This is a genomic window from Mycobacterium sp. pV006 (genome assembly GCF_041287115.1).
Lineage (GTDB): Bacteria > Actinomycetota > Actinomycetes > Mycobacteriales > Mycobacteriaceae > Mycobacterium.
The window spans coordinates 85,676-101,032 of the sequence record NZ_JBGGKT010000008.1 but is presented as its reverse complement, the minus strand read 5'-3'; the positions used below and the strand labels follow the sequence as shown (position 1 = coordinate 101,032).

Annotated in this window: 16 protein-coding genes; 10 read left to right on the top strand and 6 right to left on the bottom strand. The window is 67.5% G+C overall.

The genetic code is table 11. The features are described 5' to 3' along the window. Positions 1-7: 7 nt before the first annotated feature. The gene (locus tag ACAG25_RS14190) at positions 8-886 is read right to left on the bottom strand and encodes an alpha/beta fold hydrolase (protein ID WP_370489102.1); all 879 of its coding nucleotides are present in this window, start codon (positions 884-886) and stop codon (positions 8-10) included. A gap of 48 nt (positions 887-934) precedes the next feature. Here ACAG25_RS14190 and ACAG25_RS14185 point away from each other — a divergent pair, with 48 nt between their 5' ends. Further along, positions 935-1,720, top strand: coding sequence for an SDR family NAD(P)-dependent oxidoreductase (locus ACAG25_RS14185; RefSeq protein ID WP_370489101.1), 786 nt, complete (start codon positions 935-937; stop codon positions 1,718-1,720). Between the two features lie 7 nt (positions 1,721-1,727). On the opposite strand, the gene ACAG25_RS14180 is transcribed toward ACAG25_RS14185, so the two are convergent. The 3 genes from ACAG25_RS14180 to ACAG25_RS14170 all read right to left on the bottom strand — a co-directional run bounded on the left by ACAG25_RS14180 (position 1,728) and on the right by ACAG25_RS14170 (position 3,738). Continuing rightward, positions 1,728-2,081: a Fe-S protein gene (locus ACAG25_RS14180; RefSeq protein WP_370489100.1), complete on the bottom strand. Its 354-nt coding sequence runs from the start codon at positions 2,079-2,081 to the stop codon at positions 1,728-1,730. 39 nt (positions 2,082-2,120) lie between these two features. Further along, complete coding sequence (locus tag ACAG25_RS14175; RefSeq protein ID WP_370489099.1) at positions 2,121-2,360, bottom strand: hypothetical protein; 240 nt, start codon at positions 2,358-2,360, stop codon at positions 2,121-2,123. A gap of 91 nt (positions 2,361-2,451) precedes the next feature. After that, positions 2,452-3,738: an MFS transporter gene (locus ACAG25_RS14170; protein WP_370489098.1), complete on the bottom strand. Its 1,287-nt coding sequence runs from the start codon at positions 3,736-3,738 to the stop codon at positions 2,452-2,454. A gap of 99 nt (positions 3,739-3,837) precedes the next feature. On the opposite strand from ACAG25_RS14170, the gene ACAG25_RS14165 reads away from it, so the two are divergent. Continuing rightward, the gene (locus ACAG25_RS14165; protein WP_370489097.1) at positions 3,838-4,692 is read left to right on the top strand and encodes an alpha/beta fold hydrolase; all 855 of its coding nucleotides are present in this window, start codon (positions 3,838-3,840) and stop codon (positions 4,690-4,692) included. Here ACAG25_RS14165 and ACAG25_RS14160 read toward each other — a convergent pair. Continuing rightward, positions 4,689-6,254 (bottom strand): flavin-containing monooxygenase, encoded by a 1,566-nt coding sequence (locus tag ACAG25_RS14160; RefSeq protein WP_370489236.1) that lies wholly within the window; start codon positions 6,252-6,254, stop codon positions 4,689-4,691. The genes ACAG25_RS14165 and ACAG25_RS14160 overlap by 4 nt on opposite strands. A 160-nt stretch (positions 6,255-6,414) precedes the next feature. Here ACAG25_RS14160 and ACAG25_RS14155 point away from each other — a divergent pair, with 160 nt between their 5' ends. The 6 genes from ACAG25_RS14155 (at position 6,415) to ACAG25_RS14130 (ending at position 13,125) form a co-directional block, all read left to right on the top strand. Continuing rightward, entirely contained in the window at positions 6,415-7,458 is a 1,044-nt protein-coding gene (locus ACAG25_RS14155; RefSeq protein WP_370489235.1) for a 2Fe-2S iron-sulfur cluster-binding protein, read from the top strand. A 70-nt stretch (positions 7,459-7,528) separates the two neighbouring features. Then, complete coding sequence (locus ACAG25_RS14150) at positions 7,529-8,710, top strand: acyl-CoA dehydrogenase family protein (RefSeq protein WP_370489096.1); 1,182 nt, start codon at positions 7,529-7,531, stop codon at positions 8,708-8,710. Positions 8,711-8,719: 9 nt separating this feature from the next. Next, positions 8,720-9,628, top strand: coding sequence for a biphenyl-2,3-diol 1,2-dioxygenase (gene bphC, locus ACAG25_RS14145; RefSeq protein WP_370489095.1), 909 nt, complete (start codon positions 8,720-8,722; stop codon positions 9,626-9,628). After that, positions 9,625-11,085: an FAD-dependent oxidoreductase gene (locus ACAG25_RS14140; protein ID WP_370489094.1), complete on the top strand. Its 1,461-nt coding sequence runs from the start codon at positions 9,625-9,627 to the stop codon at positions 11,083-11,085. The genes bphC and ACAG25_RS14140 overlap by 4 nt, the downstream gene beginning before the upstream one ends. 229 nt (positions 11,086-11,314) lie before the next feature. Beyond that, positions 11,315-12,184, top strand: a complete 870-nt coding sequence (locus ACAG25_RS14135) for an IclR family transcriptional regulator (protein WP_370489093.1) — start codon at positions 11,315-11,317, stop codon at positions 12,182-12,184. Continuing rightward, complete coding sequence (locus ACAG25_RS14130) at positions 12,181-13,125, top strand: alpha/beta hydrolase (protein WP_370489092.1); 945 nt, start codon at positions 12,181-12,183, stop codon at positions 13,123-13,125. The genes ACAG25_RS14135 and ACAG25_RS14130 overlap by 4 nt, the downstream gene beginning before the upstream one ends. On the opposite strand, the gene ACAG25_RS14125 is transcribed toward ACAG25_RS14130, so the two are convergent. Beyond that, entirely contained in the window at positions 13,077-14,297 is a 1,221-nt protein-coding gene (locus tag ACAG25_RS14125) for an NADH:flavin oxidoreductase (protein WP_370489091.1), read from the bottom strand. The two genes, ACAG25_RS14130 and ACAG25_RS14125, sit on opposite strands and share 49 nt — an antisense overlap. A gap of 99 nt (positions 14,298-14,396) precedes the next feature. Here ACAG25_RS14125 and ACAG25_RS14120 point away from each other — a divergent pair, with 99 nt between their 5' ends. Further along, positions 14,397-14,738, top strand: coding sequence for a hypothetical protein (locus tag ACAG25_RS14120; protein WP_370489090.1), 342 nt, complete (start codon positions 14,397-14,399; stop codon positions 14,736-14,738). Then, positions 14,731-15,354: a Dabb family protein gene (locus ACAG25_RS14115; RefSeq protein ID WP_370489089.1), complete on the top strand. Its 624-nt coding sequence runs from the start codon at positions 14,731-14,733 to the stop codon at positions 15,352-15,354. The genes ACAG25_RS14120 and ACAG25_RS14115 overlap by 8 nt, the downstream gene beginning before the upstream one ends. The last annotated feature ends 3 nt before the right edge of the window (positions 15,355-15,357 follow it).

Here is a 15,357-nt window from a genome sequence, read left to right as displayed (position 1 = left end):
TGGATGGTCAGGAATTCCCGGGGTGGTGTCTGGCGAGGAATCCCAGCACCGCGTCGGCGAACAGGTCGTTGCGGTCGCCGGCCACCATGTGGCCGGCGCCTTCCACATCGGCGAATTCGACCTGCGGAAACCGCTGCAGGAACGCTGCGGCGCGGTCGCGGCTGACCAGGTCGCTGACCTGTCCGCGCACCAGCAGCATGGGCACGCCGTCGGCGAGGATGGCCTCGATCGCGCGATGAAGACGCTCGACATCGGTCACCTCGAGCGGCGCATGTGTGGCGGTACCGTCGAGGAACTGTGGGTCCCAGTGCCAGTACCACCGGTCACCCCTGCGGCGCAGGTTGTTTCGCAGACCGTCGAGGTCGCTGGGCCGAGGCCTGTGCGGGTTGAATTCGGCAATCATGTCGGCGACCTCGTCGAGCGAGCCGAAGCCCTCGGCCATCCGGTCGGCCATGAACGCGTGGATGCGGTCGGCCCCGGCCGGATTCATGTCGGGCACGATGTCGACCAGGACCACCGCGGAGGCCACGCCGCGGCGCAGCTCACCGGCCAGCAGCATCGAGGTGATGCCGCCCAGCGAGGCACCGACCAGGACCGGCCGGGGCGGTAGCGTGCGCAGGACCTCCCCGATGTCGGCGGCGAAACTCGTGACGCGGTAGTCGCCGTCCGGGGACCAGTCCGATTCACCGTGTCCTCGCAGGTCGACGGTGACGGCCTGCCATCCGCGTCGTGCCACCGCGGTCGCGGCTTTCGCCCAGGACCGTCTGGTCTGCCCGCCACCGTGCAGGAAGACCACGGCCGCGGCGTCGGGGTCGCCCACGGTGTCGGCGACGATGCCGACCCCGCCGTGGCCTTCGGTCCGGAACTGCCTCTGCGCGCGGGTCATTCCTGCGATCGTAGGTGTGGTCGCCGCCGGCCGGGCCATACTGGGCCGGTGAATGGGCTTGCGGGCAAGGGTGTTCTGGTGACGGGCGCCGCATCGGGCATCGGCCGGGCGTCAGCTCAACGGTTGGTCGCCGAGGGTGCGCACGTGGTCGGGATCGACGTCGCCGCATCGGATACCTCCGGTTTCTCCTGCACTGTCGGCGATGTGTGCGACGCCGGCGAGGTCGGCAGTGCCGTGGCTGCCGTCGTCGACGGGGCCGGCCGGCTCGACGGGGTGGTGCACGCCGCCGGGGTCGCCGGCGGAGGACCGGTGCACCTGCTGCCCGACGAGGAGTGGCGCCGCGTCCTCGAGGTGAACCTGACCGCGACCTTCGTGGTGGTGCGCGCCGCGCTGAACCAGATGCTGGGTCAGGATCGCGTCGACGGTGAGCGCGGCTCGATCGTCACGCTGTCCAGCATCGAGGGGCTGGAAGGCACCGCGGGCGGCAGCGCCTACAACGCATCGAAGGGCGGGGTGGTTCTGCTCAGCAAGAACGCCGCGATCGACTACGGGCCCAGTGGGATACGGGTCAATGCGATCTGTCCCGGGTTCATCGAGACGCCGCTGTTCGAAACGACCCTGGGCATCGAGGGGATGGGCGACGTCCGCGACGAACTACGTCGGGAGCACAAGTTGCGTCGGTTCGGGCGTCCCGAGGAGGTGGCCGCGGTGGCGGCGTTCCTGGTCTCGTCCGACGCCGCGTTCGTCAGCGGTCAGGCGATCGCGGTGGACGGCGGCTACACCGCCGGCCGCGACCACGGCGTCACGGCGCTGATGGGACTGGACGGGAACTGAGCCGCGCTCACCACACCACGGCCAGCGCCGCTGCGGTGAAGGTGAGCACCCCGACGGCGACGAACATCGGTCGCGGCACGGGTTCCCCGGTGCGCTTCTGGCGCGCGGACCCCATGCCGAGCAGCCCGCCGATGACGATCAGGATGACCAGCTTGATGCCGATCTTCGGGTAGTTCAACGTGACGTCGGCCGGCCACGGCGCCGCGAGGGCCAATCCGGTGAGCAGCGACAGCAGCAGGCCGTAGTCCATCACGCGGGTGTTCTGGAATCGGCGGGCGACGGCCTCGGTGGCCCATGCCCCGAACAGCACGGCGAAACCGACGAGGTGCAGCAAAACAACTACAGACCGTAGTATTTCCATGTCGCGAGACTACCCCGGCCCGGCCACGGGTTGTCCGGATTACGGTGTGCCGGGCGGCACCTGGTAGCAGTTGGTGCCGCCGATGCCGAACACGTACACCGTGTCGCAGCGGACGAAACTGCCGTCCGGTCCGGGCGGGTGATCGCAGCGGCCGCCGCCGTGGCCGAAGACCACCGCGTTCGGTCCGACGCACTGCGCGGACGCCGGCGCCGCCAACGCCAGTCCCCCGCCGACCATGAGTATCGCGGCCGCAACGGCCGCCATCTTCGTTCGTATCATGGCGTGCCTCCTCGATGCCACGATTGTCCTCCTCCGGAGGGCACTGCGCACCGGGATTTCCGTCACGGATTTCGTCACGGTGTGCGATGGCTCAAACCGTCGTCAGATCCGCACCCCGGGTTTCGTGGAGCCGCCACACAGCGAGCACGGTGATCAGACCGCAGCCGGCGGCCAGCACAACCAACGGCAACCGCGAGACCCCGTCGGCGTGCAGGCTGCTCGCGATCAGCGGGGTGAATCCCGCACCGAGCAGCGCCGCGAACTGGTAGCCCATCGACGCGCCCGTGTAGCGCACCGTGGTGCCGAACATTTCCGAGAACAGCGCTCCGAGAGGGGCGTACATCATCGATTGGACCAGTTGGGCGAGCACCATCGCGATGGTCAGACAGGCCTGGGACCGCGTGTCCACGAGTGCGTAGAACGGCCACGCGTAGCCGATGATGCCGAGCGCTCCGGCGACCATGACCGATCGTCGCCCGACCCGGTCGGACAGCGCCGAGAACGCCGGGATCGCGATCAGCCCGGTCACCGAGGTGAAAATCAGCGCGGTCATCACGTCGGTGCGGTGATAGCCGATCGCGGTGGCGTAGCTGATCATGTAGGTGCTGATCAGCGCGGTCAGCGCGAACGGGCCGATACCCACGGCGGTGGCCAGCACCAGGGTGCGGGGCCGTTTGAGAACCTCGACGAACGGCATCGACGACCGTGCCGGCCGGTGGCGCGCCGCCTCGAACACCGGACTCTCGGTGATCGACAGCCGTACATAGATGCCGATGGCCAGCAGCAGCACGCTGATCAAGAACGGCAGCCGCCATCCCCAGGACAGGAAGTCGTCGTCGGGCAGCAGAGTGATCGCGGTGACGACGGCGACCGACAGCAGCGAGCCGATCGGCGAACCCATCTGCATCACGCCGTTCCAGAAGCCGCGGCGGTGTGCTTCGGCGTGCTCGGTGACCATCATGGTCGCACCGCCCCACTCCCCACCGATCGCAATCCCTTGGATGATTCGTAGTGTCACCAGCAGGACCGGGGCGGCGACACCGATCGCGGCGTAGGTCGGCAGCAGTCCGATCAGAAAGCTGGCGATGCCCATCAGCAACATCGTGAGGACCAGCATCGACTTCCGTCCGAGCCGATCTCCGAAGTGCCCGAACAGGATTCCCCCGACCGGCCGCGCAACGTAACCCGCGGCGAGGGTGCCGAACGCGGCGATGGTGGCCACCGCCGGATCGGAGTCGGGGAAGAAGACGATCCCGAACACCAACGCGCTCATGGTCCCGTAGACCAGGAAGTCGTAGTACTCGATGGCCGTACCGAGCAGGCTCGACAGCGCGACCCGGCGTAACAGCGTCTGATCCGGCGCCACCACCTGCTGCATGGACCGACCTTGGGTGCCACCGACGGCTCGCACAAGCACGGCGCCCGCTGACCGGAACGGAGATTGGCCGCAGGCGTGGGGATGGTGTGGAATCGACTCATGACCGTCGACTACCGGGAAAGTCTGCGCGAGGTCAGCACGCCGTCCGGCGTGCTGCGTTACCACGAGGCCGGTGACGGGCCGCCGCTGCTGTTGCTGCACGGTTCCGGTCCGGGTGTCACCGGGTGGCGCAACTACCGCGGCAATCTCGACGTGTTCGCGCGCCACTTCCGGTGCCTGGTCCTGGAATTCCCGGGGTTCGGGGTCAGCGACGACTTCGGGGGCCACCCGATGATCGACGCCCAAGGCGCGGCGATCACGTTCGTCGACGCGCTCGGCCTGGAGCGCGTCGACATCATCGGCAACTCGATGGGCGGCGGGGTCGGCATCAACTTCGCCATCCATCACCCCGACCGGATCGGCAAGTTGGTCACCATCGGCGGTATCGGCACCAACATCTTCAGCCCGGGCCCCAGCGAGGGTATTCGCCTGCTGCAGGAGTTCACCGAAGAACCCACCCGGCAGCGGCTGATCGACTGGCTGCGCTCGATGGTCTACGACCCGGCGTTGGTCACCGAGGAGCTGATCGAGGAACGCTGGACGCTGGCCACCGACCCAGAGACCCTTGCCGCGGCCCGACGGATGTATGGCAAGGCCGCTTTCGCGGCGATGATGCAGATGATGCGTACAGCCGATGTGCCGATGCCGTGGGTCTTGATGCACAAGGTCAGCGCTCCCACACTGCTCACCTGGGGACGCGACGATCGGGTGAGTCCCTTGGACATGGCACTGGTACCGATGCGCACGATCCCGAACGCCGAGTTCCACGTGTTCCCGAATTGCGGACACTGGGTGATGATCGAGGCGAAAGCAGCGTTCGAGCAGACCGTGCTGGGCTTCCTCACGCGCGGCTAGATGAGGTTGAACCCCTTGTAACCCGCGTTGGCGACCTCGGCGCAGATGTCGAGGTAGACCCCGAAACCACCGATGAACAACATGAACACGCGCGGCTTGCCGGGCACGTTGGCGCCCATGTACCAGGAATTGGCGCGCGGGAACAAGGTGGCCTCGGCGCGGCGGTTGCATTCGGCGATCCAGTTGTCGACCGCATCGGTGGTGGCTTCGATGGCGGTGTGGTCGTGCTCATCGAGGTAGCTGATCGCATCCGCGATCCAGTTCACGTGCGCTTCGGCATGCAACACCATGTTGGCCAGGACCGCGGGCGCGCCGGGACCCGACACCAGGAACAGGTTCGGGAAGCCGTCGACGCCGAGTCCGAGATAGGTGCGCGGCCCCGCCGACCAGCTGTCCACCAGTTTCTGACCGCCCCGACCGACGATGTCGATCTTGGCCAGGGTGCCGGTCAGCGCGTCGAAACCCGTCGCCAGCACGATCGCATCCAGGTCGAAATGCGCTGCGGTGGTGTTGATGCCGGTGGCGTCGACCGATTCGATGGGCGTCTTGCGGACGCTGACCAGGGTGACGTTCGGCCGGTTGAAGGTCTGGAAGTAGTCGGTGTCGGTACAGATCCGCTTGGTGCCGATCGGATGGTCGTCCGGAATCAGCAGTTCGGCGGTCTCGGGATCGTCGATCACCGCGCGGATCTTCTCCTCGTAGAACTTTCGCGCTTCCTCGTTGGCATCGAGGTTGATCATCTGGTCGGAGAAGGTCTTGGAGAACAGCACACCGCCCAGTTGCCAACGCTTCTCGAACGCTTCGCGTCGTTCCTCGGGACTGACCTCCATGGTCAACTTCGGGTGGGCCACGTGCGGCGACCCGCCACCACTGCGCCACGACATCCGCCGCCGCTCGTCATAGGTAGCCTTGGCGTGCGCGACCTCCTCGGCGGACAGTGGCCGGTTGCCCGCGGGCACACTGTAATTCGGTGTCCGCTGGAACACCACGAGGTGTTCGGCCTGTTCGGCGATGATCGGGATCGACTGGATGCCCGACGAGCCGGTTCCGATCACCCCGACCTTCTGACCGGTGAAGTCCACGCCGTCGTGCGGCCAGTCTGCGGTGTGATAGACCGAGCCACCGAAGGTGTCCAGGCCGGCGATGTCCGGTGTCAGCGGTGAGGACAGCGGGCCAGTGGCCATCACCACGAAGCGCGCGTCGACCACCTCTCCGCCATCGGTGGTGACCGTCCACCGCAGCGTCTGCTCGTCGAGCACGGTCGAGACGACCCGGGTGTTGAACGTGATCCCGGATCGCAGGTCGAGCTTGTCGGCGACCCACTTGATGTACTCGAGGATCTCGGCTTGGGTCGCGTATTTCTCCGTCCACGTCCACTCCTGCTGGAGTTCGTCGGAGAACGAGTAGCAGTAGTCCAGGCTCTCGACATCGCACCGCGCGCCCGGATACCGGTTGAAGTACCAGGTTCCACCGACCTCGGGGGCGGCTTCGAAGACCCGCACCGACCAGCCCTGCCGTCGGAACTTGTGCAGGGCGTACAGGCCGGCGAACCCTGCGCCCACCACGACGATGTCGACAGAACTCCGAGTCGGACTGCTCACGACCAGAAACCTAGAGGTGCCGCCGCCGATGGGTTCGGGCACTTCCCGGTCACCGGACATCGGTACCCGTTGTCCCGTCCACCGGTAGCACTGGCCCTCCTGGCCCCGTCGCGAACTGATGATGGTGGGCATGAGCGACGCGTCCCGTGCCGTGCCCCTGACCGTTGTCGCGGTGATCGACGAGGCCCCCGATGCCAGGTCCCTGGTCTTCGATGTCCCCGCAGAACATCGGGACCGGTTCGATTATCGACCGGGCCAGTTCCTGACGTTGCGGATTCCGAGCGATCAGACCGGCTCGGTCGCGCGTTGCTACTCGCTGGCCAGCTCACCGTACGTCGACGACGCACCGAAGGTCACCGTGAAGCGCACCGACGGTGGATACGGGTCGAACTGGTTGTGCGACAGCATTTCTGCGGGCGACGTGCTGGAGTCCTTGCCGCCGTCGGGACTGTTCACCCCGCGCGACCTCGACGGCGATTTCCTCTTGTGGGCCGCCGGCAGCGGCGTCACCCCGATCATGTCGATCCTGAAGTCTGTGCTCTGCGCCGGTACCGGGCGCGTGGTGCTGTGTTATGCCAACCGGGACGAGCGATCGGTGATCTTCGCGGCCGAACTGCGTGATCTGGCCGCTCGCTACGCCGGCAGGCTGACCGTGCTGCACTGGTTGGAGTCGGTGCAGGGCTTACCGACGACTACCCAGCTCGAGCTGTTCGCGCGGATGTTCGCGGGCTACCAGTCGTTCATCTGCGGCCCGGCACCGTTCATGGCCGTGGTCAAGGACACGCTCACCGGGGCCGGGGTCCCCCGCGACCACATTCATCTCGAGGTGTTCGCCTCGCTGGAGGGTGATCCATTCGCCGGGCCCGCGCTTCCCGAGGTCGTCGACACCGGAGACGCGGCCGAGACCGAGATCACGATCGACGGCGACGTGCATCGACTGCGCTGGCCGGTCACAGCGAATCTGGTCGACACGATGATGGCGGCCGGTATCGAGGTGCCGTACTCGTGCCGAGAGGGCAACTGCGGCTCGTGCGCGGCCACGGTCATCGACGGAGAGGTGGACCTCGGCAATCCGGGAATCCTCGAACCCGAGGACATTGCCGAGGGATTGTTCCTGGCATGTCAGGCGCGGCCCCGATCCGAGTCGGTCAGAGTTGAGTTCTGACGCGGTGAATCACGCCCGCTGACCGGGAAAACACCCGCGCGCGCACGTCCGACACGGCACCATCAGACCCATGACACAACGGGTGATCGACAGTCTCGTCGACTTGGCCGACCAGCTTCGCGCGCAAGCCGAACAGGCCGAGCAGATCGGCAAGCTGACCGACGACACGGTCAAGACGATGAAGCAGATCGGCTCGATCCGGCTGCTGCAGCCCAAGGAGCACGGCGGGTTGGAGGTTCATCCTCGCGAGTTCGCCGAGACGGTGATGGCGACCGCCGCGCTCGACCCGTCGGCCGGCTGGATCAACGGCGTGGTGGGTGTGCACCCGTACCAGCTCGCCTACGCCGACCCGCGGGTCGCACAAGAGATCTGGGCCGATGACGTCGACACCTGGGTGGCCTCCCCGTATGCGCCGCAAGGGGTGGCGGTCCCGACCGACGGCGGCTACATCTTCACCGGCCGTTGGCAGTTCAGCTCCGGCACCGATCACTGCGACTGGATCATCCTGGGCGCGATGGTCGGCGACAAGGACGGCAACCCGTTGATGCCGCCGCAGATGCTGCACATGATCCTGCCCCGCAAGGACTACCAGATCGTCGATGACTCGTGGGACGTCGTCGGGTTGCGCGGCACCGGCTCCAAGGACGTCATCGTCGACGGCGCGTTCGTGCCCGACTACCGCACGATGGACGGCATGAAGGTCATGGACGGCTCCGCCCAGCGCGAAGCCGGGATGACCGAGCCGCTCTACCTGATGCCATGGTCGACGATGTTCCCGCTCGGCATCTCGTCGGCCACCATCGGTATCGCCGAGGGCGCACTGGCTGCGGCGCTGGACTACCAGCGTCAGCGGGTGAACTCCAGCGGCGTGGCGATCAAGGACGATCCGTACGTCATGTACGCGATCGGCGAGGCGGCTGCGGACATCAACGCGGCGCGTCAGGAACTGCTGGCCAACGCCGACCGCATCTACGACATGGTGGCCGCGGGCAAGGAGGTGTCCTTCGAGGACCGTGCCGCCGGCCGGCGCACGCAGGTCCGCGCGGTGTGGCGGGCGGTCTCCGCGGTCGACGAGATCTTCGCCCGCTGCGGTGGCAACGCCGCCCGCATGGACAAGCCGCTGCAACGCTATTGGCGCGACGTCCATGTCGGCCAGGCGCACGCCATCCACGTCCCGGGCACCGTCTACCACGCGTCCGCGCTGAGCTCCCTCGGGGTGGACCCGCAGGGGCCGCTGCGGGCGATGATCTAGGGGTTGGACATGAGTCTGATCAAGAGCCTCGGCTACGTCACCGTGCAAGCCACCGACATGGCACGGTGGCGCCAATTCGCGTTCGACGTTTTGGGTTTCGCACGGGGCAGCGGGCCCGACCCCGAGGCGCTGTACCTGCGGATGGATGAACGTGCCGCCCGCATCATCGTGAACCCCGGCGACGTCGACAGGATCGTCACCGTCGGGTGGGAGGTCCGCGACCGGGCCGCACTCGAGGACGTCAAACGCGCTCTGGATGCGGCCGGCACCGACTACCAGGAATTGTCGCTGGCCGAGGCCGACGCGCGCCGGGTCGAGGAGGTCATCGCGTTCCGCGATCCGGCCGGCACCTCGCTGGAGGTGTTCCACGGCGCTGTGCTCGACCACAGCCCGGTCGTCACCCCGTACGGCGCGAAGTTCGTCACCGGCGACCAAGGCCTGGGGCATGTCGTGCTGCCCGCGATGGACGTCAACGGAATGTTCGACTTCTACACCGGCGTGCTGGGGTTCAGGTCCCGTGGCGCGTTCCGTGTGCCCGCCCCGCCGGAGTTCGGCCCCATCCGCGTGCGCTTCCTCGGGATCAACGAACGCCACCACAGCTTGGCGATCTGCCCGGCGGCCACCGTGCGCGATCCCGGCTTGGTGCACATGATGGTCGAGGTCGATTCCCTCGACACGGTCGGGCAGGCGCTCGACCGGATCGCCAAAGACGGGTTCCAACTGTCCTCGACGCTGGGCCGGCACACCAACGACAAGATGGTGTCGTTCTACGTGCGCGCACCCGGCGACTGGGACATCGAATTCGGCACCGACGGCATGCGTGTCGACGAGACCTACTACACCGCCGAGGAGATCACCGCCGACAGCTACTGGGGCCACCAGTGGGTCGACGACCTCCCCGCGGCCATGCGTCCGTGACAGCGGACGTCGTACCCGTCGCCGCCTCCGAGATCACCGCCTGGGACCACGAGGCCGACGTGGTGATCGCCGGATACGGCGTGGCCGGCGCCGCTGCTGCGGTCGAAGCTGCCCGCGCAGGTGCCGATGTACTCGTCCTCGAGCGCACCGGCTCCTGGGGTGGTGCAGCCTCGATGGCCGGCGGATTCATCTACCTGGGTGGCGGCACAGAACTCCAGAAGACCTGCGGCTTCAAGGATTCGGTGGACAACATGGCCGCGTACCTGAACGCCGCCATGGGCCCCGGGGCCGACGAGCACCGCATCGCCGACTACTGCGCGGGGAGCGTCGCGCACTTCGACTGGTTGGTCGGCTGCGGCGTGCCGTTCAAGGCGGAGTTCTTCGGCCAGCCGGGCTGGGAACCGATCGGCGACCAGGGTCTGATGTATTCCGGCGGGGAAAACTCGTTCCCGTTCAACACGATCGCCACGCCCGCTCCCCGCGGTCATGTGCCGCAGATGGCAGACAAGAAGCAGGGCGAGGCCAGCGCCGGCTACATGCTGATGAAGCCGCTCGTCGAGACGGCCACCGCCGCAGGTGCGCGCGCACTGTACGACGTTCGCGCCCAACGACTCGTCGTCACGCCCGACGGCCGCGTGGTCGGACTGATCGCCCGACAGTACGGCGCCGAGATCGCCGTGCGGGCCCGCCGCGGGGTGGTGTTGGCCACCGGCAGCTTCGCGTACAACGACGCGATGGTCGCGCAGTACGCCCCGCGCATCGCCGGCCGCCCGGCGGCATCGATCGAGCAGCACGACGGCCGCGCCATCCAGATGGCGCAGGCCTTAGGCGCCGACCTCGCGCACATGGACGCCACTGAGGTGGCGATCTTCATCGACCCGCAGCAACTCGTGCGCGGCATCTTGGTCAACGAGCGCGGCCAACGCTTCGTCGCCGAGGACACCTACCCAGGACGCGTCGGTCAGCTGACGCTGTACCACCAGAACAACACCGCCTATCTGATCATCGACGGCGATGCCCAGGACGAAGCGATGGCGTCACCGTCGCCTCGGCTGATGATGCGTCCGCCGACCTGGGTCGCCGAGACGGTGGCCGACCTAGAGGCCGAGATCGGCCTCCCGCCGGGATCGCTGCAGGCCACCGCGGCGGCGTACAACGAGGGTGCCGCCCGCGGTGTCGATCCGCTGCTGCACAAGAAGCCGCAGTGGCTCAAACCGATCGGGTCACCGGTCGGCGCCATCGACCTGCGCGAGAGCACGGGCGGCTTCACCCTCGGTGGACTGGCCACGACGCTGGACGCCGAAGTGCTCCATGTCAGCGGCGCGCCGATCCCCGGCCTGTTCGCCGCCGGCCGCTGCACCGCCGGTCTGGCCGCGTGGGGTTACGCCAGCGGCATCTCCCTTGGCGACGGCAGCTTCTACGGCCGCCGGGCCGGACGCAGCGCCGCCCAGGCCTGAACCGGACCACCACACCACACCACCCGACCGCGCACCACCAGCTGCCGACCGCCGAGATTGCGCTCAGCGCGGCGATTTCGTCGTTTGACGCGCGTGGAATGCCATTTCGGCGGGTCCAGCATGCCCCCGATGACATCTCTGCGGTTCATGTGACAGCACCCACACATGTGTGGTAGTTATATGTGCAATAGGCATATGCCTATTAGTAATGTTCTCCCGGAGGTTCCCCATGACCGTCACCGTCGACAACGTCACTCACCCGGCCACCAAGGCGACTGTCGAGACGCCCAGCGCAGTGATCGACCGGGTGTCCCTGGTGCTTGACGCGTTCGACGGCCCCGGCCGGCTCACGCTGGCTCAGATCGTGCGGCGGACCGGACTGCCCCGCTCGTCGGCGCATCGGATGCTCGAGCGGCTGGTGCAGTTGCGCTGGCTCCGGCGCAGCGGCCGGGACTACGAGCTGGGCATGCGTCTGGTCGAGCTCGGTTCGCTGGCCGTGCATCAGGACCGGTTGCACAAGGCGGCGATCCCGATGCTGCATGAACTGCATGCCGCGACGGGCCTGGTTGTGCACCTCGCGGTGCTCGACGGCTCCGACGTGGTCTACATGGAGAAGGTCGGCAACCGGATGGCCGCCGCCATCCCGACCCGCGTGGGCGGTCGGGCGCCGGCGCACTGCGCCGCGGTGGGCAAGGCGATGCTGGCCTACGCCGACGAAGACGACGCGTCGCTGTTCGACACCGAGTTCCTGGCGCGGCGCACCAAGTACTCGATCTCCACACCCGCGCATTTGCGCAAGGAGCTGACGAAGGTCCGCTCTCACGGCTACGCGTTCGACCGCGAGGAGTCGGTACCGGGATTCGGTTGCGTGGCCGCGCCCATCGGCGATCCCGGCGAGGCCGTTGCCGCCGTGTCGGTCTGCGGACCGATGGGCCAGATGATGTTCGACCAACGCCTCGTCGCGCCGGTACGGATGGCCGCCATGCACATCTGGCGAGCCGTCGACGGAGGACCGCGCCGCGTGGTCCCGACCTTGCAGCAGGTGCGTCCGCGCCGTCCGGCTGCTGCTACCCGCCCGACCGCACTGCACCTGGTATGAGCCTGGACCCGCAGATCGCCGAGATCATCGAGGCGCTGGACTCGGGCTTTCCGCCGGTCCACACGATGACCGGCGACCAGGCCCGCGCAGCCATCCGCGCGCGGTTCGTCGCACCTGTGCAACCCGAGCCGATCGCCTCCGTCGAGGACGCGGCCGTGCCAGGACCGGCCGGAACGGTGGCCATCCGCGTGTACCGTCCGGCGAGTGCGGCCGAACATCCGGTTCCCACATTGGTTTTCGCGCATGGGGGCGGCTGGGTGTTCTGCGACCTGGACAGCCACGACGGTCTGTGCCGCCACTTCGCCAACGGGATGAACGCTGTGGTCGTGTCGGTGCACTATCGGCGCGCCGCCGAGGAAGGGCAGTGGCCGGCGGCAGCGGAAGACGTGTACGCGGTCACCGATTGGGTCGCCGCACATATCGGTGACTTCGGTGGCGACGCGCAGCGGGTGTTGGTCGGGGGCGACAGCGCCGGGGGCAACCTCGCGGCCGTCACCGCGTTGATGGCCCGGGATCGTGGCGGGCCTTCGTTGGCCGGGCAGGTGCTGCTCTACCCCGTCATCGCAGCCGACTTCGACACCGAGTCCTACCGGCTGTTCGGAACGGGCTTCTACAATCCACGCCCTGCGCTGCAATGGTATTGGGACCAGTACGTCCCGGATGTGGCCGACCGCAGCCATCCCTACGCCTCACCCGCCGGGGCAGAGGACCTGACCGGTCTACCGCCCGCGATCGTGGTGGTCGCCGGGCACGATCCGCTGCGCGACGAAGGTCTGGCGTACGTCGAGGCGCTGGAAGCCGCCGGTGTCCCGACGGTGTGTCGCTACTTCGAGGGCGGCGTCCACGGTTTCATGACGATGCCGGCTTTCGACATCTGTCGACGTGCTCGCGCTCAGATCTGCGAAGATGTCACCGCGCTGGTGGGAGTCACCGCGCCGTAACGCTGTTCGGGGTCCAACACACAGTGCGTACGGCCGAAGACCGTGACCATGCATTTGTTGTTGTGGGTGCAGCGGCTGCGGACCCCGGGTTCGGCGACCATCTTGTCGACCAGGTCTGGCTCGCGCAGCAGCGCACGTCCCATCGCGACGAAGTCGAAACCTTCGCGCATCCCGGTCTCGATGTGGTCGCGGTTGGTGATCCCGCCCAGCAGGATCAGCTTTGTGTTCTGTACGACCGGCACGAATTGGCGTGCCGCCGGGAGCATGTAGAGGTCCTCGTACGGGTAGGAGCCCATCACCGCTCGGCCCATCAGCCGCACGCCGGGTCGTAACATCGGCGGCATCACGGTCGCGAACTCGCGCACCGGCACGTCACCGCGGAACAGGTACATCGGTCGGTACACCGACGATCCCTGGGTGAGCTCCAGCGCATCCAGCGTCGCATCGTCGTCGAGCAGTTGTGCGGTGCGCAGCGCCTCGTCGATCCAGATGCTGCCGGGTAGGCCGTCATCCATGTCGAGTTTGGCGATCACCGCGATGTCGTCCTTGACCACCTCGCGCACCCGCCGGGCGATCTCCCGGACCAGGCGCGACCGGTTGTCGATGTCGCCGCCGTACTCGTCCTTGCGTCGATTGATCAGTGGGCTGAGGAAAGAGCTGGGTAGGTAGAGGTGACCGAAATGCAGTTCCACGGCATCGAATCCGGCGTCGACTGCGATCTTCGCGGCTTGACCGAACTGTTCGACGACGGCGGCGATCTCGTCGCGCCGGATCTCCCGGCAGTAGGCGAACGACGTCGGGTTGACGAACCGGCTCGGGGCGACCGCAGTCACCCCGGTCAGTTTCTTCGGCGCCACCACCCCGGCGTGGCCGAGCTGCGCGGAGATCGCCGCACCGGCGGCATGGACGGCGTCGGTGAGCCTGCGCAGTCCCGGTAGCGCGTTGTGGTCCATAACGATCTGCCCCGGTGCACTGGCGCCCTGCGGAGACACGCAGCAGTACGCCACGGTGGTCATCCCGACGCCGCCTTCGGCGAATCGACGGTGGAAGTCGATCAGGTCATCGGTGACCCGACCGTCGGGTGATCGACCTTCAGACGTGGCCGCCTTGATGATCCGGTTGCGCAGCCGCGCCGGACCCAGGGTGACGGGTGCGAACGGATCCGGTGTCATCAGAACACCGTCGATCCCCCGGCGGCGACCGTCAATGTGGTGTCCCGGTATCCGGGATCACCGCGGTCACATCGCACGCACGTCCCTAGTGTCACGGTCATGGCCGAGGTCTTCGTGATCGACCGGGTGCTCACCCGGCCCGGGTGTGCACGGGAGTTCGTCCGCGCCTACCTCGACGGGTATGTGCCCGGCGCCCGGGGGCGCGGGATGACGCTGCGCAATGTGCTTGTGTCGCCGCCGATCTGGTTCGAGTCCGAGTCGAACACCGTGACCATCACGTGGTCGCTGCCCAGTGCCCGGGCGTGGTGGGAGATGACGTGGCACGGCCGTCCGGACCCCGCCGTCGGCGCCTGGTGGGAGGGTGTGGCCGACCTGATCGTCGAGCGCGACCGCAGCACCGCTGCGGCATTCGACGACGTCGACGGTCTCTGCGATGTATAGCGTCACCCGCCTTGTCGACGTGGCCGAGACCGACCGTCCACGGATACTGCAGGACCTGCGGACACTGGCCGAGAAAAGTGGCGCGGCACGATACGTCGTCGCGCCCACGCTGGCCGGGAGCCGCAACGGCGGTGACGTGCTGATCCACCTGAGGTTCCGCGATGCCGACGAGTGGGCCTGCGCGGCAGAACGATTCGACGCCGTACTACGCGACCCGACGATCACACGAGTCAACGGCGCGGACTACCGGGGCACACCCGAGATTCTGGCCGGCCGCGCTCCCGGCACCGTGTACCGCACCCTGCTGCTGAAGGCCGACGCCGACGCGCCCACGCTGGCGCGGTTCGAAGCCGATCTGCGACTGCTGCCCGGCTACGTCAGCACGATCACCGCGTGGCAGTTGAGTCGCGCAGAACACACGGTGGGCGATGCCGGGTGGACGCATGTATTCGAACAGGAATTCACCGACGCCGACGGCATCATGGGCGCCTATCTTATGCATCCGATCCACTGGGCGGTGGTCGACCAGTGGTTCGACCCGGAATGCCCGAAGGTCGTTGTCCGCGAACGTGTCTGTCATAGCTTCTGCACGGACGACACGCACGTGCTGCGCTGACGG

Excerpts from the sequence above, each read along its gene's own strand:
- bphC (WP_370489095.1), top strand. The coding sequence starts at position 8,720 with ATGAGTCTGATCAAGAGCCTCGGCTACGTCACCGTGCAAGCCACCGAC.
- ACAG25_RS14190 (WP_370489102.1), bottom strand. The coding sequence starts at position 886 with ATGACCCGCGCGCAGAGGCAGTTCCGGACCGAAGGCCACGGCGGGGTC.
- ACAG25_RS14115 (WP_370489089.1), top strand. The coding sequence starts at position 14,731 with ATGTATAGCGTCACCCGCCTTGTCGACGTGGCCGAGACCGACCGTCCA.
- ACAG25_RS14120 (WP_370489090.1), top strand. The coding sequence starts at position 14,397 with ATGGCCGAGGTCTTCGTGATCGACCGGGTGCTCACCCGGCCCGGGTGT.
- ACAG25_RS14165 (WP_370489097.1), top strand. The coding sequence starts at position 3,838 with ATGACCGTCGACTACCGGGAAAGTCTGCGCGAGGTCAGCACGCCGTCC.
- ACAG25_RS14175 (WP_370489099.1), bottom strand. The coding sequence starts at position 2,360 with ATGATACGAACGAAGATGGCGGCCGTTGCGGCCGCGATACTCATGGTC.
- ACAG25_RS14170 (WP_370489098.1), bottom strand. The coding sequence starts at position 3,738 with ATGCAGCAGGTGGTGGCGCCGGATCAGACGCTGTTACGCCGGGTCGCG.
- ACAG25_RS14135 (WP_370489093.1), top strand. The coding sequence starts at position 11,315 with ATGACCGTCACCGTCGACAACGTCACTCACCCGGCCACCAAGGCGACT.
- ACAG25_RS14130 (WP_370489092.1), top strand. The coding sequence starts at position 12,181 with ATGAGCCTGGACCCGCAGATCGCCGAGATCATCGAGGCGCTGGACTCG.
- ACAG25_RS14125 (WP_370489091.1), bottom strand. The coding sequence starts at position 14,297 with ATGACACCGGATCCGTTCGCACCCGTCACCCTGGGTCCGGCGCGGCTG.
- ACAG25_RS14150 (WP_370489096.1), top strand. The coding sequence starts at position 7,529 with ATGACACAACGGGTGATCGACAGTCTCGTCGACTTGGCCGACCAGCTT.
- ACAG25_RS14155 (WP_370489235.1), top strand. The coding sequence starts at position 6,415 with ATGGTGGGCATGAGCGACGCGTCCCGTGCCGTGCCCCTGACCGTTGTC.
- ACAG25_RS14180 (WP_370489100.1), bottom strand. The coding sequence starts at position 2,081 with ATGGAAATACTACGGTCTGTAGTTGTTTTGCTGCACCTCGTCGGTTTC.